Consider the following 18,690-nt stretch of genomic DNA (forward strand, 5'->3'; position numbering starts at 1 on the left):
TACCCATTGATAATTATATAGGTCTGAGGTGGTAGAGTGGTTACAAATGAAGAGATAAAACAAATGCTTGATGCTAAAAGAAAAGGAATTGACATAAAAAAAGATAAAATTAAATCTGAGAATTATAAAATTTGTCCTCACTGCAAAACCAAAAATCCAGAAAAAGCATTGTTCTGTGTACACTGTGGAAGAAAGCTGGATAAAAATTTAGATATTCAATGCCCATCATGCGGTATTAAAAATGCCAAAACAGCCAAATTCTGCGTAGGATGTGGGGAAACATTAAAAGAAGAGGAAAAAGAAATATCAGAAACCACAGTCATTAAAGATGACGAAATGAAAGAAAAATCTTCACCTATTGAAGATTCAAAATCATCAGCCAAAAATATTATCAATAAACCTGAATCAGATGAACTGGAAAAACCAATAAAAGCAGGTGTACCTTCTAGTGTTCCAGAACACAATATTATATCAAAAACAGGTTTGAAGAAAACATGTCCTTCTTGCAATGGTAAAAACCTGAAAAATGCCAAGTTCTGTGTTGTATGTGGAAAAAAATTTGATGAAGAAGAAACTGAATCCCCTGTAGTGGAAAATGAAACCGTTAAAGAGCTACCCTCTCTAACTGACAATGTAAATGACTCAGAACAGGAAATAAATGAAAAATCTTCGACCCAAACACCCTCTTCAGAGATTAAGGTTCCAGAAAATATAATCCGACTCAAAAACACTCGAAAAACCGAAGAAATTGATAATGAAAAAAATACCAATAATATTCCAGATGAAATTGAGTCTAAAAAATCAGAGCAAAATACAGATATAGTAGATCCAGTTGAAAGAATAAAAAAAGCCAAAGAACTGCTGGATATAGGTGCAATTACATCTGAAGAATTCGAGAACATCAAGAAAAAGTACATAGAACTCATATAATACTAAATCTTATATTTTTGGAAAATTAAAGATTATATTTGTATATAAAGGATATTTGGATAAAGAAGGGTAATTTAAGGGGTTTATATAGTGTAAACCTCTTTTGATGAAAGAACAGTAATACCTCCATTTTCCAATGCTTTTATACCATCGTCAATATTTTCTGTTCGGATTACCACAATTGCATTATCTCTTTTTTTCTCAACAAATGCATATAAATATTCAATATTAATATTTGACTTGTTTAATGCTTCAAGTATACTTTCAAGTCCACCTGGTTCATCTGATACCCCAACGGCTATGACATCGTTCACCTTAACAACAAAATTAGCCTCCTCAAGTATTTCCTTAGCCCTTTCAGGTTCAGGTACTATCATCCTCAAAATACCAAATTCAGAAGTATCAGCGATTGAAAGAGCCCTAATATTTATTTTAGCCATTGAAAGTATATTTAAAGCTTTCAATAATCGACCTTTTCGATTTTCAAGAAATATAGATATTTGTTTTAACTTCATACCATTTCCCTCTTTTTATATTTTAGATAAAATTACTTGAGCATCTTATTTCATATTCATTTATAACGGATATTTCTAGAAATTCCTTTTGTCAATAACTCTAACCGCTTTTCCTTCGCTTCTTGGGAGACTTTTTGGTTCAACGAGAGATATGTTAACGCGTAATCCTATTTCATTGTGGATCTTACTTTCAATATTCTTTTTTATCTCTTCAACATGTTTTACTTCATCTGAAAATAGTGCAGGTGATGTTTCAACCTGTACTTCAATCTCATCAAGATGATGTGGTCTTGTAACAATGATCTGGTACTGTGGTTCAAGTCCCTCAATTTTTAGAAGTGCCTTCTCAATCTGTGATGGGAAAACAATAACCCCTCTAATTTTGAGCATATCATCACTTCTACCGGTGATACGGTCCATTTTAACCTGTGTCCTACCACATTCACATATCCCCTTATTAAGAGCAGTTATATCCCTTGTACGGAATCTTATTACCGGCATTCCTTCCCTTGTCAAGGTTGTTAGAACTAGTTCACCAGTTTCACCAGTTGGTAATTGTTTCATTGTTTGTGAATCAATTATTTCAGGATAGAAATGATCTTCAAAAATATGTAGACCTGTTTTTACTGGACATTCCATTGCAACTCCAGGACCTATTATTTCTGTTAAACCGTAAATATTCTGAGCAGAAATATTCAACCTTTTTTCAAGTTTTTCCCTCATTTCTTCGGTCCACATCTCTGCACCAAAGCAACCTGCTTTGAGTTTGAGTTTTTCAGTATCTATACCCTCATTTTCAGCTACCTCTGCAAGATACAAACCATAGGATGGGGTGCATGTGAGCACTGTTGTATCGAAGTCTTGCATGATTTCAAGTTGTCTCATGGTGTTTCCAGCAGATATTGGTATAACAGTTGCCCCTATCTTGTGTCCACCATAGTGAACACCCATTCCTCCTGTAAAAAGCCCGTAACCATAACTATTCTGTATCCTATCATTTTTCCGAACCCCAGTCATTGTCAAGGCCCTTGCCATAACTTCTCCCCATAGATCAATATCGAATTCTGTGTAACCCGATACAGTTGGTTTTCCTGTTGTTCCCGATGTTGTATGGACCTCAATTATTTCATCTGTTGGAACAGCAAACATTCCAAATGGATATGCATCTCTTAGATCGGTTTTACTTGTGAAAGGAAGTTTTTCAATATCAGCAAGTGTCTCAATATCTTCAGGTTCAATTTTTAAATCATTAAAACGTTTATTATAATAAGGAACGTTTTCATAGGCCCGTTTTACAACTGCCTGTAATCTTTGAATCTGCAGTTCTTCAGTTTCATCTGCAGACATACATTCCGCCTCTTTATTCCAGATCATTATATCATCCCACCAATTTGATCATAAACAAATAAAATTAACTTCAAATTTAGTTTAATAATGGAACTAATTAAAGATTGTGATGTGGGACTCCTATCTAATTAATAACAATTTAATTTATAGAGTTAAAAATCATTTTAACCATGTTTTAGTTATATTTCTATTAAAACCAAGTTAAATCTCCAACATTTAACATTAATAGATTTATGAGAAAATTTTTTATGAATTAAACATCATATTATTGTAATAGAATTTGAATTCCTAATATATCTTAATTCCAAATTGATGTTGAATTTGTAGATTAAGGAGGATTTTGTTATGGATAAATATAGATGTGGAATATGTGGTTATATATACGATCCAGAAAGGGGCGAACCAAGAAACAAAACGGATCCCGGCACTGCATTTGAAGATCTGCCTGATATGTGGTTCTGTCCATCTTGCGGTACAGCAAAAAGAAGGTTTAGAATTACCAAAAGACCTTAATTGAAAAAAAACTTTTTTTTAATTAAATTTTAATTTTTTTTTGTAAGAATTTTGATTATTTAAAAAAAAATGAATTAAAAAATTTAAGTTATGGTTGTGGTGAATTCAACCATATATCTGTTTTTCTGTTTACTTCATCCCAGTTAACAAGATTCCAGAATGCTTCAATATAATCTGGTCGTTTGTTCTTGTAATCAAGGTAGTATGCATGTTCCCACATATCAAGGACAAACATAATTCTAAATCCTGGAATTATATTTACGTTGTGCTTCTCTACCTGCATTATGAATATTCTATTAGTTTTCCTGCATAGAGTAACTACAGCCCAGCCAGAACCTTCCACACCTGCAGCGGCCTGTGTGAATTCTTTTTTAAATCTTTCAAAAGTTCCGAAATCTTTTTTTATATATTCTGCAATGGTTCCTGTTGGTTCTCCTCCACATTTATTTGCAGGACCCATATTCTGCCAGAAGTAGTTATGAAGAATAAAACCGCCTACATGAAAGGTTAATTCCTTTGCAACAGCTTTAATGTCAAATTCTGCAGTTTTTCTTGAATCGAATTTTTTCAAGATTGCATTAGCACCATCTACATATGCTTGGTGATGTTTATCATGGTGCAATTTCAATTGTTCCTCTGATATGTATGGTTCAAGATCCTTGTATCCATATGGTAGGTCAGGTAATTCATAATATTTTGTTTCCATACTTTCTCCTCCTTATATTATATATTCAATAAAATTTATCCTGAAAACAAATTAATTACCATTTATAGTAATTTCTGTAACATAACCACCAATCCAAACATTTATATTTATCTGAACGTTTTTTACCCTCCTCAATATCGGGTATTGGTGGAATTATAAGTCCTTTACCTATTATTTCATTATTTGGCCAATTTGCAGGTATTGCTACCTGTTTTTTCTCTATCTGGTTGAATCCTTCGATCATTCTGAGGATTTCATCTATATTACGGCCAAGTTCCTGTGGATAATAAAGTATTGCCCTTATTATTCCAGTTGGATCAATTATAAAAACCGCCCTAACAGTATTGGATGCCTTTGCAGGATGGATCAACCCAAGAGTTTTTGCTATTTCACCAGTGTCTGCAATTACAGGGAACTCTATTTCAATGTCAAGGTTATCTTTTATCCATTCAATCCATTTAAGATGTGAAAATATTTGGTCAACACTCAAGCCAATGAGTTCACAGTTTAGATCCTTGAATTGTTGATATCTAGCTTGGAAAGCAAAAAATTCTGTTGTACAGACAGGTGTAAAATCGGCAGGATGGCTGAAAAGAATAAACCATTTTTCTTTAAATGCTTTGGGAAGTTTAATCATCCCTTTTGTGGTTTGAACTTTCATTTTAGGGAATTCATCACCTATTAATGGTATTCCACATCCTTCTTTTTTCATTTTCTTAACCATATAAACCTTTTCGCCCATTAATTACACCACCATTTTTTAATAAATGTAGTACACAGTATTATGTTCATATTTTTATTTAAAAATTTCGGAAAATGAAAATAGATGGTTAATTCTTTTAAAAACTTTTTTAAATAAGTTTACAATGGAAATAATAATAGTTTTATTTAGAGGTAATTATAAAAAAAAAATAATTTGTAATTTTGAACTAAAAAAAAATGAAAAAAATATGTAGATTAGACGTTGGTTGGTGTGGTTGGAGGATTAAAAACTCGTTGAGCTAATTCACTGTCTAACATTAAAAGTGCACTTAGTGATTCATTGGCCATTTTAACCTTTTTAAGAACACCACTTGATGATTCTTCTTCTTCAACTTGTTCTGAAACAAACCACTGTAAGAAGTTGTTTGTTGCATGGTCTCCAAGAGAAATTGCAAGATTAACAAGCTGGTTTATTAATTCCGTGACCTTTTGTTCATGGGCATAAACATGTTCAAATACATCAAGTGCAGATTTCCACTCTGTTGGAGGTGAATCTATCCTTGTGAGTGTTACCCTATCACCTCTCTGAATTATAAAATCATATATCTTCATTGCATGTACTAATTCTTCCTGTGCCTGTACTCTCATCCAATTTGCAAATCCACTCATATCTTCAGATTCAAAATAGCTTCCCATTGAAAGATAAAGATATGATGAGTACATCTCTGCATTTAATTGGCTGTTTAAAGCATTAATCATTTTTTCATCCATTATTTTTCCCTCCTTTTAGAGAACTTTTAAAAAAAAATGTAAGAAAAAAATTTAGATTAATCTGTTTCCTCAAACAACTCCTTACCCACTCCGCAAAGAGGGCATACCCAATCATCAGGCAGATCTTCAAAAGATGTTCCAGGGTCTATTCCTGCATCAGGGTCTCCTACTTCAGGATCATATATGTATCCACATGCTGTACAAAGAAATTTCTTCATATTACATCTCCTCGAATTTTTTTTATAAATTAATATTTTTTTACTTATTTCTAATATTAATATGCTTTACTAATCTATTTAGGAATGAACCTGTTTAATCCTGCACCACATTGAGGACAACGCCAGTTATTTTTTAGATCATCAAATGGTGTTCCTGGAGCCGTATCCTTTCTGGGCTCACCGGCCTCAGGGTCATATACATAACCACATACCTTGCATTTGTATTTCTTCATGTAATGGCACCTCTTTTATATGAAATGTACAAAAATCGATTTCAGTTATTAATATTTATTTGGTTGTATTAGAATAAGAATTTTTTTGTTTGAATATAAAATATTCAGATAAACATTAAAAAAGAAACATTTAGAAATTCATTAATTTCCGATTAATAATTTTTTACTACTTCCCAAGTTTCAATATCGCCAACAACAATATGAAAAATCGGGTTAATATCTGGTATGGTCAATTTTTCAATTTCACTGTATTTAATTGGGTCTCTTGTTTTTAGTTTAGATTTGAGATGTTTGAGTTCATAAATGATTTGTCCCTGTGTCACATTAATCCTTACTTCAGTGAATTCAAGGCCTATTTTGTTTCTGTTAAAATTATAAGATCTTCTCTCTGATTCTCTGTATACATTCAAGAGGTAGGTGTTAATAGCAGCCAGAGGATTTTCATGATTTTTAAATCTAATAAGCTGGGGATGGTTTTTATAACCCTTAGTTTCTTCTTGAAGAACAGCTCTTGCAAGAAGTCCTTCCCTCCAAAGTGCAACCAGTCCCTTTGAATCCAGATATTTAGGATGAATGCTCCATAACCTCATTAAACCACCATGAACATATTATAAAAAGACTCATCTGATGATATTATTATACATCTGAATAATTGAAATAAATTTATTTAAAAAAAATATAGGAAAATCAAAATTATTTATTCTTCAAACTGGGAGAAGCTATCTCTTACTTCATAAACCTCAACTGTTGGATCAACACCAAATTTTTCAAATAACTTCACTTCTGTAGATGTTTCATCGTTGTCCATCATATTTTTTAGGATATCTTCATTTACCCATACACTTTCAATTTTATATAAATCAGGCACAACCAAATCTTTCAATAGATATGAAGCTACTAATCCATCAGTTATTCCTTCTTCTTTTATTGCAGCGTAAGCATCTTCAAAATCCTGTGATACAGTTTCATCTATTTTTCCTTTGATCATTGTTATTATTTCCATATTTTACACTCCTAATTTTTAATTTTTATAAATACAATAAATTGATTTAAATATTTCTTCTAAGTAAATTGAATAAATTATTACTCTTTTTTAACCAGAAGTACTGGTTTATTTACACTTTTCAAGGCGCTTTCAGCCACACTTCCCAAAATTAGTTTTACAAGACCGGTTTTTCCATGTGTAGCAATAACAACAAGATCTGTCTCTGTTTTTTTAACTATTTTTGCCATATCATGGGTTGGACTGCCAACTATTAGAACATCTTGAATAGTTACTTTCTCTTTTTCAGCCTTTTCCTTAACCTTTTTCAGTATAGATTTTCCCTCGTCTTCAAGAACTTCAAAGGGGTAAATTAGTTTATCATCTATAATATGGACTGCCACAATTGTTGAATTGAATTTCTTTGCTATTTCAATTGCAATATCCTCTGATCTTGCAGCAAAATCTGAACCGTCCGTTGGAACCATTATCCTCTCAAACAAAATCCATCCCTCCTCGTTGATATTCATAAAATTATTAGAATAATATTTTTTATGTTCAATATTAATCTTATACCTGATCGTTAAACCATAAAAAATCTTTATTACTTAAACCTGCCTTAGATGGTCTCCAACAACAAAGTTAACTCCACCAAGATGAAGTATGGGTTTGATATTTTCAACGTCAAGAAGTCCTTCTTTAATGGCATTTGTGGATGCATCCGCATCAACAACTTCGCCTACAACTAGTTTATGATCTCCTGAATCCTTTATCCAATACATTTTACATTCCATTGCGCCACACATTCACCAATCTTAGGGGGAGATACTTTAGATGATTTGATCTGTGTTAAACCTGCCTTTTCTATCTCATTTATATCTTCTGGAAATTTTTCACCGGTTATCCATAGTTTGTCCAGAATATCTTCATTGGGTATGTTAACAACGAATTCTTTTGTTTCTTCTATATTTTTAAAAGTGTGATGTGTGGGCACAGATGCAAAGGCTAAAAGTGGTGGGTTAATGGAAACAGGCATTGTAAAAGAAAATGGTGCAGCATTAACATTTCCATTTTTGCTTTTGGTTGTGACTATTATTGTTGGTCGGGGTGCTAACAACCTATATGCATTTTCTGGACCTGTTTGCTGGAATTTCATTTAAATACCTGCAAGTTGTTTTCTTAGTTCTTCAAAACCTATGAGATAATCTGCATTACACATTTTAATAAATTCTTCACATAATTCGTGTGGTTCTCCATCAGCTAAAAGTTCTCCATCATCCATAAGAATTGCTCTGGTGGAAACCTCTTCAACGAAATCCACATGATGGCTTACCATAAGTATTGTTGTGTCAAATTCTTTGTTAATCCTTTTAAGAGAGTTTGAAACAATTCGTAATGTAATAGGATCAAGGTCTCCAAAGGGTTCATCAAGTATCAGAACTTCGGGTTTAGAAGTTAAGATCAATGCCAATGTAGCTCTGACCTTCTGGCCACCAGAAAGTTCATAGGAACGTCTTTCAAGTATTTCCATTGGTAGATCAAGTGCCTTGAAAACTGGTTCGGCATACTTTTGAATTTCTGTTTCAGGAAAACTTGGGAAAAGTTTTTCAAGGATATCATGTGTTAAACCCACCTTCTCAAGTTTGCTTTTTGCCTCGGATTCAGGCAGATCTGTTAACTGGTAAAGTAAATCAAGCACAACTTCACTTATCCCCAATTCATTTGCAACCTTTTTTGCATGTGCAATAACATTTTCACCTTTAACACCTAATCTTCCAGCTATCTGGTCTTTTATTGTTGCATGGTGTACAAGTGAAAATTCCTGATGCATGAATCCTATTTTACGCCTTACATTCATTCGTACAATACCGGGTTCCTGCATATCAACCCAATCATGGTTGAGTTTGAATTTAACATCCCCACCATCAGGAACATCTAATCCTGCCATTATCCTGAGTAAAACAGTTTTTCCAGCTCCACTTTGTCCAATTAAAGAAATTATTTCGCCTTTTTTAACATCAAAATTAATATTTTCCATTTCCAGGACATTTCCTCCCTTTAAGAGTACAAATTTTTTCTTGATATCTTTAACCTTAATTATGGATTCTCCTATTGTATCTGGATCCCTTGGAGTTTCTGGTTCTTCCATTTCCATTATAAATTTAGGAATTATGGTTTCAGGAGTTCCTTCTCCAATTACTTTACCCGTCTCCATAAAGATAAGACGATCCGAAAGGTAAAGATGTACTTCAGGAAGATGTGAAACAATAACAACAGTTACACCCAGCTCTTCATTTATAGTTTTTATAGCGTTTAGTATATCCTGTTTCGTTTTAGGACATGACATCGTGGCTGGTTCATCTAATAACAATACTTTAGGCTTCTTTGCAAGTTGTCTTGCCATTATAAGCCTTTGTTTCTCTCCACCACTTAGAACTGGTGCGAAGTGATCAATCTTGTGCTCAAGACCTACAATCCTGAGTATTTCCCTTGCTTCTTCTCCAAATTCGTCGTATGCGAAATCAAAATTGGTTAATCCTTCATCACCATATTTAACTCCGTTTAATTTTCTTACAACATTTTGTAAAGCAGTTTCAGCCCATAATCCAAATGATCTTTGGAGGTGTATTGCAGTTGCATCTTTGAGCTTTCTGGAGTAGTATGGAGTTGAATCGAATTTAACATGGAAATCATCCAAATCTATTTCACCAGAATCAAAAGACTCAACACCCCTTAAAATTCTTAGAAGTGTACTTTTCCCGGATCCACTAACACCGATAATTCCAAGTATTTCTCCTTTTTTAACGTCAATTGATATATTATCCAAAGCCTTAATCTCTGCACCATCTTCAATTTTATAAGTCTTAGAAACATTTTTAACACTAATCATTGACTATCACCGTTATAGTATACCCTTAAATGAGAATTATATTAATTTTTTTTGTTTTACTTTTTATAAGTGCACCTTTGTATTCAGATCAATAATAAGTTATCTATAAATCTAGTAAAATTTAAGTTCCAACTAATGTAAAGAACTTGAATAATGTACATATGTTGATTAATGGATAATTGAGAGTAATTTATTAAGATTATAGTTCGTTAAATAAACAAACATAAAATAAAATCGAATTTGCGAGTGGTTAACATGAAATTCCGTATCAGAAATTATTCAGTAAGTTCAATTACTGGACTTATGGCAGTTATTGTATTCACAGTTTTCACATTTACATCACTTGTACTCTATCCTACACCTTACAACCCATTGTATGCCTGGCTCAGCAATTTAGGTAATATTTATTTAAATCCTTCAGGTTCTATTTTTTTTAACTTAGGCTGTTTTTATCGGGAATTATAATGATTCCATTTTTTGCAGGTCTCTATGAATAGAAGCCAATTAAAAAATTGAGTAAAATATTGTTAATTCTTGGAATGTTACTTGGAATCTATGCATCTGTATCATTAATAATGGTGGGTATATTTCCAGAAACACATTTACAACAACATTTGCTAGCAGCAGCGGGTGTTTTTAGTTCACTCTTTATTATAATTATACTTCTAAGTGTCGCGCTCTTTAACCATCCAAAATTCATACGTTTAATTGCTTATTATGGGATTATACCCATTATAATTGACATCATATTCCAGTTTATATCAAAGGGAAATAATTTGTTGGCTAATTTTCAACAAACAAATCCAGTTCCAGGTTTCGAATGGGCTGCTGTTTTCGCGTCTATTGCCTGGGTTGGATTTTTAGCCATAAACATGCTGATAAAAAAAGTTTAGAAAACTAATGAAATTTAAAAAAAAATATATCCCTCAAGAATCATGAATACAAATTCAGTAATCCCAAATTAATTTATTTAAAAAAAAATAAAAAGGTTAATTCTTATTTTAACCTAACATCTTTTTTATATCTTCTTTAGGGTCGCCTATAGGTGTTAATCCATAATTTTCTACCAAGACATTTAAAATATCTTCGTTAACCCATCCTGGTATTATTGGTCCCAGGTACATGTTTTTGATATCTAATGCTAGGAGGCTCCAAAGTATTGCTGCTGCTTTCTGTTCCATCCAACTTAAAACAAAAGTCAATGGTAGGTCATTAATCTCCATTCCAAAGAGTTCTGATAAAGCAACAACCACATCTATTCCAACTATGGCATCGTTACACTGTCCTAGATCTATTAATCTAGGTACACCTTCAATATCCCCTAATTCCATGTCATTGAATCTGTACTTTCCACATGCCAATGTTAATACGATTGTGTCTTCGGGAAGGTTCTTAACAAATTCGGTATAGTATGTTGCCTGTGGTTTAGGTGAATCACATCCACCAACAACAAAGAAGTGTTTAATCTTACCTGCTTCTACAAGCTCTTTGATCTTGCCTGCAAGTGATAGTATGGTTGAAGCTCCAAATCCTGTTGTTAAGACTTTGTCACGTGGTTCATCTTCTAGATCTGGTAGTGATTTTGCTATTTCAATTACAGGTGAGAAGTCGTAATCTTCTATATGTTTAACTCCTGGTAACTGTGCAACTCCAACTGTGAACATTCTTTCTTTGTACTCATCTTTAGGTAGGAGAACACAGTTTGATGTTCCAACTATTGCTGCAGGATATTTTGAGAATGTTTTCTTCTGGTCAAACCAAGGACCGCCTATCTGTCCTACCAAATGTTTGTACTTTCTGAGTCCAGGATATCCATGTGCAGGTAAAAGTTCAGAATGGGTGTATACATTGATTCCAGTTCCCTCTGTTTGTTTCAATAGTTCTTCTAATGCTTTCATACTATGACCTGTGGCTATAATCCCTTTACCTTTTACAGAGCCCACTTTGACTTCTGTTGGTGTTGGTTCCCCATAAGTTTCTATATGGGCTTTTTTTAATAGCTGCATTGCCTTAATATTCATCATTCCAGATTCTGTTGCTAGTTTAACAAACTCTCCTGCATCAAAATTCACATTAGTTAAGGTCGAATAGAATCCCTTTTCAAGAAATGCATCCACTTCAGGGTCTGTGTATCCTAATTCTCTAGAATGATAAAGGTATGCTGATATTCCTTTCATTGAGAATAATAAGTTGTCTTGAAGTCTTGCAACCGTTGCTTCTTTCCCGCAAACCCCTTTAACAGTACATCCAGTTTCAAATGCTGTTTGAGAACACTGGTAACAGAACATATCCAATTTTTCTGGCATAAATTTCTCCTCCACAATTTTTTTCGCTGATAACGATTGTCAATGTTCGTTCATAGACGAATGTTCTTTTATATACGAACAAGAGTATATATAAGTTACGGTGTTCATAGTATTTGCAGTGATAAAACAGAATATAATGGAATATTGAATGTATTGAAGTGATTAAATGGTTAAAAAAGAACCTTTCAAAGAAATGTATATAGAGCTGTTCTCTACATCTGAGGGAATTTATGCAATTAACAGCCCAGTAAGAGTGAGAATATTATCTATGTTAAGGAAAGGGGAACTCAGTTTTGATCAGCTGGTTGAACTTTCTGGAAAGGCAAAATCAACTGTATCTGTTCATCTTAAAAGAATGGTAGACGAAGGGATTATTGGTTCAAAAACAAACCCATCAGATGCCCGTAAAAAGATATTTTTTATTAAATCAGAGTATCTGGGCAAATTATCGGGTAAAAAAGATGTTAAAGAAGATATTGGCAAGTATGTTTCTAGTTATATTGAAGGGGAAGGAGATCCGTACGAATTTTTCAGGCTTATATTCCATACAATACGTGTTTCTCTTATACGACAGGGAATAGACATAGACCCTATACTCTACGAAGCAGGTGTTAAAGTTGGAGAAACACTTTACGAAAAGGTTAAAAACCCGGATATAAACAAACTAGCAGAGAACATTGCAATGTTCTGGGAAAGCCATAATCTAGGGCATGTGGAAGTTTTGAAACTTGAACCCCTTACAATTAATGTTACAGATTGTTTTGAATGCAAAAGTCTACCACCAATAGGAAGACCTGCTTGTGCATTTGATTCAGGGATATTAAAAGCAGTTTTTTCCGCTCATTTCAATGATGAACAAGTTGTTAATGAAACAAAATGCTATGCACTTGGTGATAACAAATGTTCTTTCACCATTAAAAATAAAGAATGGTAGTTTTAAAATTTTATTGTGTCAGTATAATTTAGTGAATTGAATTAATAATTCTTTGAAATAATAAAAGATATTTATTTTGAGAGATATAACCATATTAAAGTCAATATAATCTGTAATAATAGTTCAGGTTATTAATTGAATATTGGAAAAATGGTGATAGTTATGAGGGGTTTATTAGTTGGTAGAATGCAACCAGTTCATGATGGACATCTAGAAGTAATAAAAAGGATACTTGATGATGTTAACGAAGTTATTATTGGAATAGGAAGTGCTCAATTAAGCCATACAATTAAAGATCCCTTCACTGCAGGTGAAAGGGTAATGATGCTTACCAAGGCCCTTACAGAAAATGGTATCCCTGCCTCAAAATATTATATCATACCGATACAGGATGTTGCATGCAATTCGATCTGGGTTGCACATGTTAAGATGCTTACACCCCCATTCACCACTGTTTACTCTGGAAACTCGCTTGTCCATAGGTTATTTGAAGAGGATGGACATCCTGTTAAAGTTCCACCATTATTCAACAGGAAAGTTTATTCTGGTACCGAAGTTAGAAGAAGGATGCTAGAAAGTGAAGATTGGCAATCTCTGGTTCCAAAATCAGTTGTTGATGTTATAAACGAAATAGAAGGTGTTGCAAGGTTACATGATCTATCTCGTAAAGAAGTGAATGAATGAATTTATATGAAAAATATTAATAATTTCTAAATTAATAATATCCATGTCATAGGTGATGTGAAAAAATGACGGTTAAAATTATAAAAAAAAGAGTAGAAACAATCCAAATCAATGATTTGATAGACAGTGTAAAAGAAAATCCTAGAATTATTGAATGTGGAGCCATATTTTCATTTGAAGGAATTGTAAGGGGAAAGGACATTGAAAAGAATACTATAAAAATGGATCTCACAACTCCAAATCTTGAGGAAACCCAAAATGAACTTCAAGAAATAGTTGAGCAGATCAAAGAAAAACATGGCGTTGTTGAAATAGCAGTTGTTCACTACATTGGACAATTCATACCCGGTGATCCTTTATTTCTTGCAGTTGTTGCCGGAGCACATCGGCAGGAAACAAAAGCTGCTTTAAATGATGTTATAGAACGTGTTAAATACGAACTTGATTTTAAAAAGGAAGAACATACAGAAGATGGTACCAATATAATAATGTCGGGTGGTTAAGTGAAATTTATAAGGGACAGCCTACATGGGAATCTGCAGCTAAATGAATTTGAAGTCAAATTAATTGATACACCACAAATTCAAAGGTTAAGGCGGATTAAACAGCTTGGTTTTACATATCTTGTTTATCCCGGTGCAAATCATACAAGATTCGAACATTCAATTGGTGCAATGTACTTAGCTTCCAAACTGACCCATAACTTGGATCTATCAAATGATCAAAAGGAAATGCTACGTGTATGTGCATTGCTACACGATGCAGGCCATGGACCATTTTCACATGTATCTGAATCAGTTCTGGAAAAATCACACGAAGAATTGACCTCAAAACTTATAATGGAATCACATCTATCGGATATCCTTGAAGAAAAATTTGATCCAAAAGAAATAATTAAATTAATAAGTGGTGAAGGTAGACTAGGACAAATAATATCTGGAGATCTCGATGTTGATAGAATGGACTACCTTTTAAGAGACTCATATTATACTGGCGTTGCATACGGAGTTATAGATGTCGAAAGGCTTATTTATAATATGAAACTTGAAGATAATTTAATACTTAAGTCCAAAGGTGTTCAAGCAGCCGAATCCATGCTGCTTGCACGATACTTTATGTATCCAAGTGTTTATCAACACCATACAACCAGAATAATAAATTCAATGTTTAGAAGATGTATCAACCACTTATTTACAGAAGGACACATAAACCCTGAAAATATTTACAAATACGATGATCTAGATATCATAATTAAAGCAAGATATCAAAAGGGATTTATAGGGGATATGATGCATAGACTGGATAATAGAAAACTTTTCAAGAGCGTATATTCCCTTAAACTTGATGAATTAGAAAATCCTAATGCAGTTTTTAAAATTAAACCCGATAAAATTAAATCATTTGAAATGGAAATATCAGAAGAGCTTAATATTCCTGAGGAGTACGTTATAGTGGATGTTCCTGATTATCCTTCCTTTGATGAAATGAAAACACAGGTATCCTCCAATGGAGACTTAATAAATTTAAGTGAAATATCAACCATAGTTAGTACATTAAGAGATGCAAGGTTCAATCATGCAGATCTCTGTGTTTATCTACCAGAAGAAAATTCAAATATAAAGGATTTCCAGTTTCAAGATTATATTGAAATTCCAAAATAATTTATTAACTTAATAGTAAATATTGAAAAACTACTGATTAATCAATTAATAGTCTATTAATCTGAATAAAAACGTGACAAAAATGATAGTTGTAGCAATTACAGGTGCAAGCGGTGTGGTTTATGGTAAGAGACTTCTTGAAGTTTTAAAAGATATTGGAAAAGATACTGCCGTAGTTGTATCTGATCCTGCAAAAATTATCCTTGAATACGAGCTTGGAATTAAGGAAGATGGAATAAAAAAACTTGCTACAGAATATTATTATCCCGATGACCTTACATCATCTATTAACAGTGGATCCTTCCAGTTCGATTCTATGGTGATTGTTCCATGTACAATGAAAACACTTTCTGCAATTGCAAATGGGTATGCTAATAATGCAGTAACAAGAGCTGCGGATGTTACCCTCAAAGAGCGTAGAAAACTTGTAATTGTACCAAGAGAAACACCGCTTAGATCTGTACATCTTGAGAACATGCTAAAGGTTAGTAATGAAGGTGGAATAATTCTACCTGCAATGCCAGGATTTTACCATACCCCTCAAAGTATCGAAGAATTAGTAGACTTTATTGCAGGCAAAATATTAGATGTTCTCGGTATAGAGAATAATTTATTCGAAAGATGGACTGGAGAAATTTAAATGATCAGGGACGAAGATTTTATCAAAAACATCAATGTGCCTGGTCCAACTAAAGAAGAAATAAGATGCATTGTTATGTGCAAATCAGAGGTGTCCTGTGATGATATTGTTGTGGATATTGGCTGCGGAACCGGAGGTCTTACAGTTGAATTTGCAAAAAGGGCAAAAATGGTCTATGCAATTGATCAGAACTCCCTAGCCATTGAAACAACTGTTGAAAATATTAAAAGACATGGAGTTGCAGGAAATGTGGTGGTTAAGGAAGGAGATGGTTTGTATCTACTGAAAAAACTAGAAAATTTCGACATTCTCATGATAGGTGGAAGTGGAGGTAAACTTCAACATATATTGGAGAAGGGATATAAAAAACTTAATGTTGGTGGAAGAATTCTTGTAACATCAATACTCCTTGAAACCTGTTTAGAAGCTGTTAAAACCATTGAAATGCTAGGTATGACTCCTGATGTTGTTAATGTTTCTATTTCAAAGGGTAAATTAACGGAAAGGGGAACCATGATGTTAGCAAATAACCCTGTGACCATTGTTTCTGCTCATAAAAGTTAAAAATTTAGAATTTCCAGATCAACTATATTTAATTGATTCTTATGAAAAATCTGTAATATTATATTTATAAAAAATTTTGGAAATGATAAAAATGAATATGTTGAAACATATTGATTGGAAAGTACGGATTGGAATACTTCTAGTTATACTTTCGGCAATACTATACTTTTTAAACTTCACACTTTTTCATGACGCAGAAAAGGTATGGTTCTACCTAAGTATAGATATGGCATTTGTGCCTCTTGAAGTTCTTCTGGTTGTTCTGGTTATAGAATCTGTAATCAGCCGACGTGAAAAAAGTATAATGCTTGAAAAACTCAACATGGTTATAGGCACATTTTTCAGCGAAGTAGGAACAGAACTTTTAACAGAAATATCTAAATTCGATTCAAAATCTCGAAAAACTAATAAAACATTAATTATTAATGAAAATTGGGTTGATGAAGATTTTATCAATGTTAAAAAGGATATAACAAACAGTAATTATTTCCTTGATATCGATGGAACTAACAATGATTCACTTCAATTTTTAATTGAAACAAAGGAATTTCTTAAGGGAAAACATAAATTTTTATTAGCATTACTTGAAAATCCTAACCTCCTTGAACATGAAACATTCACAGACCTATTAAGGGCTGTTTTCCACCTTACAGAGGAACTCGAAAAAAGGAAAGATATATCTAATCTGTCCAATGCAGATTATCAACATCTCAAATTGGATACAGAAAGAGCATATAACATTATGATATATGAGTGGGTGGAGTATATGGAATACTTGATGAAAAATTATCCCTACCTCTTTTCCCTTGCAATGAGAACAAACCCATTTGATCAAGAAGCAAGAGTTGAATTAAAGGATCCATGAATCATTAGGATCAATGACTAAAACTAAATAAAAAGGAAAATAAACAAAATAGTGCTAATAGTGTACTTTTATTCGCAAAATATTTAAGTGTTCAAAACTATACTATAAAAAAACTAAATGTGGTTGATTTAATGGAGAGGTTAACTCTCAAACAATACAGACAAATGGTTGCAAAAGTAATCGAGTTCAAAAAGTTGAACGGAGAAATGCCAGCCTATACAATTGTTGACGGATGTAAAATCACTAAAAGTGTATACGTCGACATGATAGAAACTGCAAATAAGTTTCTGCTTGAAATGGGCCGTAACCCTGAAATTGTGGAAATTGGAAAGACAACGGATATGAATTGTAACATAATGAAATTCTAATCCACCCAAAAAGAACATTATTCCCTATTCAGTATAAAACTCTATTTAACACTTCTATTTTTATTGCTGTAAAATTATGAGCTTATTTTCATCTTTGAAAACATTGATAATATAAAAAAATTTGTATAACCTCTTGTTTACGTATATTTTTAGATAAAAAGATTTTCAACATCATTATATTTTGTTTTGTATATATGGGCACTTATTGAATGTACTGTAATTGGTCCCAATTTAATATTTAAATAATCTGCAATATATTTAGATAGTCCTTTAACACCATAGAAATTTTGGATCCAACTCCCATAAATATCATGACTTCTCCAAACTGCAGTGGTATACAGTCGGTTTTTACGAATTTTAAAGTCAACCATTATCATACTGGGTATATCCTCCATATACTGATCAATTGAGGGATCAAATACTGTTATCGTTGCTCTACGACTTGTTTCACATTTTCTAAGTCTGTTTACAACGGATTCTACTTGATCTATTTTCACGCTATAGATATCACTACCCAATTTAAATCCAAAGTGTTCCCTTATCCTTTTACCATAATTAATACCATCAACATGATTTTCAGTTTCTAATAACTGTTTTTCTATTTTTTTATACCTTTCAGTGGAAGAAAAATATCCTTCAGGAGGTTCTGAAGTTATAGGATCTAGAATAGTTACAATCACATTTAAAAGTTCTTTGGTGTGTAGATTCCTTTCATCTTCCACATCTTCACCATATTCCATAATCTGTTTTAAAATAGATTTCCATGCATAATGAGCCAGATCAGTTTCTAATGTGTACATAATATAATCTCCGGTAATGTAGTTTATTTGTATAAATATGTTTGAGTTGTTACTACTTTTA

Annotated in this window: 27 protein-coding genes; 12 read left to right on the top strand and 15 right to left on the bottom strand. The window is 32.8% G+C overall.

Annotated features, from left to right (window positions below; translation table 11 throughout):
* Positions 1–36: 36 nt before the first annotated feature.
* Entirely contained in the window at positions 37–930 is an 894-nt protein-coding gene (locus DL91_RS06985; protein WP_048190834.1) for a zinc ribbon domain-containing protein, read from the top strand.
* Positions 931–1,013: 83 nt separating this feature from the next.
* Here the strand turns inward: DL91_RS06985 and DL91_RS06990 are convergent, their stop codons facing one another.
* Both DL91_RS06990 and DL91_RS06995 read right to left on the bottom strand, forming a co-directional pair.
* On the bottom strand, positions 1,014–1,445 hold the full coding sequence (locus DL91_RS06990; RefSeq protein ID WP_048190835.1) for an ACT domain-containing protein: 432 nt from the start codon (positions 1,443–1,445) through the stop codon (positions 1,014–1,016).
* Positions 1,446–1,520: 75 nt separating this feature from the next.
* Positions 1,521–2,819, bottom strand: a complete 1,299-nt coding sequence (locus DL91_RS06995; protein ID WP_048190836.1) for a phenylacetate--CoA ligase family protein — start codon at positions 2,817–2,819, stop codon at positions 1,521–1,523.
* A gap of 318 nt (positions 2,820–3,137) precedes the next feature.
* On the opposite strand from DL91_RS06995, the gene DL91_RS07000 reads away from it, so the two are divergent.
* Complete coding sequence (locus DL91_RS07000) at positions 3,138–3,305, top strand: rubredoxin (RefSeq protein WP_048190837.1); 168 nt, start codon at positions 3,138–3,140, stop codon at positions 3,303–3,305.
* 88 nt (positions 3,306–3,393) lie between these two features.
* On the opposite strand, the gene DL91_RS07005 is transcribed toward DL91_RS07000, so the two are convergent.
* The 11 genes from DL91_RS07005 to DL91_RS07050 form a co-directional block, all read right to left on the bottom strand.
* Positions 3,394–4,011, bottom strand: a complete 618-nt coding sequence (locus DL91_RS07005) for a superoxide dismutase (protein WP_048190838.1) — start codon at positions 4,009–4,011, stop codon at positions 3,394–3,396.
* Positions 4,012–4,066: 55 nt separating this feature from the next.
* Positions 4,067–4,753: a peroxiredoxin gene (locus tag DL91_RS07010; protein WP_048190839.1), complete on the bottom strand. Its 687-nt coding sequence runs from the start codon at positions 4,751–4,753 to the stop codon at positions 4,067–4,069.
* A gap of 215 nt (positions 4,754–4,968) precedes the next feature.
* Complete coding sequence (locus DL91_RS07015) at positions 4,969–5,487, bottom strand: ferritin (protein ID WP_369792070.1); 519 nt, start codon at positions 5,485–5,487, stop codon at positions 4,969–4,971.
* Between the two features lie 53 nt (positions 5,488–5,540).
* Positions 5,541–5,702, bottom strand: a complete 162-nt coding sequence (rd, locus tag DL91_RS07020; RefSeq protein ID WP_048190841.1) for a rubredoxin — start codon at positions 5,700–5,702, stop codon at positions 5,541–5,543.
* Positions 5,703–5,776: 74 nt separating this feature from the next.
* The gene (locus tag DL91_RS07025; RefSeq protein WP_048190842.1) at positions 5,777–5,935 is read right to left on the bottom strand and encodes a rubredoxin; all 159 of its coding nucleotides are present in this window, start codon (positions 5,933–5,935) and stop codon (positions 5,777–5,779) included.
* A 152-nt stretch (positions 5,936–6,087) separates the two neighbouring features.
* The gene (locus DL91_RS07030) at positions 6,088–6,525 is read right to left on the bottom strand and encodes a pyrimidine dimer DNA glycosylase/endonuclease V (protein WP_048190843.1); all 438 of its coding nucleotides are present in this window, start codon (positions 6,523–6,525) and stop codon (positions 6,088–6,090) included.
* A 107-nt stretch (positions 6,526–6,632) separates the two neighbouring features.
* Entirely contained in the window at positions 6,633–6,938 is a 306-nt protein-coding gene (locus DL91_RS07035; RefSeq protein WP_048190844.1) for a hypothetical protein, read from the bottom strand.
* An 80-nt stretch (positions 6,939–7,018) separates the two neighbouring features.
* A complete protein-coding gene (locus DL91_RS07040; protein WP_048190845.1) occupies positions 7,019–7,420 on the bottom strand; it encodes a universal stress protein in 402 nt (133 codons plus the stop codon).
* Positions 7,421–7,525: 105 nt separating this feature from the next.
* Positions 7,526–7,699, bottom strand: coding sequence for a hypothetical protein (locus DL91_RS14220; protein WP_231551426.1), 174 nt, complete (start codon positions 7,697–7,699; stop codon positions 7,526–7,528).
* Complete coding sequence (locus DL91_RS07045; protein ID WP_231551427.1) at positions 7,687–8,073, bottom strand: flavin reductase family protein; 387 nt, start codon at positions 8,071–8,073, stop codon at positions 7,687–7,689. Before DL91_RS07045 ends, DL91_RS14220 begins: the two co-directional genes overlap by 13 nt.
* On the bottom strand, positions 8,074–9,807 hold the full coding sequence (locus tag DL91_RS07050) for an ATP-binding cassette domain-containing protein (RefSeq protein WP_048190846.1): 1,734 nt from the start codon (positions 9,805–9,807) through the stop codon (positions 8,074–8,076).
* Positions 9,808–10,062: 255 nt separating this feature from the next.
* On the opposite strand from DL91_RS07050, the gene DL91_RS07055 reads away from it, so the two are divergent.
* Together DL91_RS07055 and DL91_RS07060 are read left to right on the top strand one after the other, a co-directional pair.
* Positions 10,063–10,272 carry a hypothetical protein gene (locus tag DL91_RS07055; protein WP_048190847.1) on the top strand — a complete coding sequence of 70 codons (210 nt, stop codon included), beginning with the start codon at positions 10,063–10,065 and terminating at the stop codon, positions 10,270–10,272.
* Between the two features lie 59 nt (positions 10,273–10,331).
* Positions 10,332–10,700, top strand: a complete 369-nt coding sequence (locus tag DL91_RS07060; protein ID WP_048190848.1) for a hypothetical protein — start codon at positions 10,332–10,334, stop codon at positions 10,698–10,700.
* A gap of 108 nt (positions 10,701–10,808) precedes the next feature.
* Here DL91_RS07060 and hcp read toward each other — a convergent pair whose 3' ends face one another.
* Positions 10,809–12,113, bottom strand: coding sequence for a hydroxylamine reductase (gene hcp, locus DL91_RS07065; protein WP_048190849.1), 1,305 nt, complete (start codon positions 12,111–12,113; stop codon positions 10,809–10,811).
* 166 nt (positions 12,114–12,279) lie between these two features.
* On the opposite strand from hcp, the gene DL91_RS07070 reads away from it, so the two are divergent.
* The 8 genes from DL91_RS07070 (at position 12,280) to DL91_RS07105 (ending at position 17,829) form a co-directional block, all read left to right on the top strand.
* Positions 12,280–13,047, top strand: a complete 768-nt coding sequence (locus DL91_RS07070; RefSeq protein WP_048190850.1) for a V4R domain-containing protein — start codon at positions 12,280–12,282, stop codon at positions 13,045–13,047.
* A 162-nt stretch (positions 13,048–13,209) separates the two neighbouring features.
* Positions 13,210–13,731, top strand: coding sequence for a nicotinamide-nucleotide adenylyltransferase (locus tag DL91_RS07075; RefSeq protein ID WP_048190851.1), 522 nt, complete (start codon positions 13,210–13,212; stop codon positions 13,729–13,731).
* A gap of 65 nt (positions 13,732–13,796) precedes the next feature.
* Entirely contained in the window at positions 13,797–14,234 is a 438-nt protein-coding gene (locus DL91_RS07080) for a molybdenum cofactor biosynthesis protein MoaE (RefSeq protein WP_048190852.1), read from the top strand.
* Entirely contained in the window at positions 14,235–15,392 is a 1,158-nt protein-coding gene (locus DL91_RS07085) for an HD domain-containing protein (RefSeq protein ID WP_048190853.1), read from the top strand. It abuts the gene before it with no gap.
* 82 nt (positions 15,393–15,474) lie between these two features.
* The gene (locus tag DL91_RS07090; protein ID WP_048190854.1) at positions 15,475–16,032 is read left to right on the top strand and encodes a UbiX family flavin prenyltransferase; all 558 of its coding nucleotides are present in this window, start codon (positions 15,475–15,477) and stop codon (positions 16,030–16,032) included.
* The gene (gene cbiT / locus DL91_RS07095) at positions 16,033–16,596 is read left to right on the top strand and encodes a precorrin-6Y C5,15-methyltransferase (decarboxylating) subunit CbiT (protein ID WP_048190855.1); all 564 of its coding nucleotides are present in this window, start codon (positions 16,033–16,035) and stop codon (positions 16,594–16,596) included.
* Positions 16,597–16,687: 91 nt separating this feature from the next.
* Positions 16,688–17,461: a hypothetical protein gene (locus DL91_RS07100; protein WP_048190856.1), complete on the top strand. Its 774-nt coding sequence runs from the start codon at positions 16,688–16,690 to the stop codon at positions 17,459–17,461.
* 131 nt (positions 17,462–17,592) lie between these two features.
* Entirely contained in the window at positions 17,593–17,829 is a 237-nt protein-coding gene (locus tag DL91_RS07105; protein ID WP_048190857.1) for a pseudomurein-binding protein, read from the top strand.
* A gap of 149 nt (positions 17,830–17,978) precedes the next feature.
* On the opposite strand, the gene DL91_RS07110 is transcribed toward DL91_RS07105, so the two are convergent.
* On the bottom strand, positions 17,979–18,629 hold the full coding sequence (locus DL91_RS07110; protein ID WP_048190858.1) for a thymidylate synthase: 651 nt from the start codon (positions 18,627–18,629) through the stop codon (positions 17,979–17,981).
* Positions 18,630–18,690 lie beyond the last annotated feature (61 nt).

This window comes from Methanobacterium sp. SMA-27 (assembly GCF_000744455.1).
Classification (GTDB): Archaea; Methanobacteriota; Methanobacteria; order Methanobacteriales; family Methanobacteriaceae; genus Methanobacterium_B.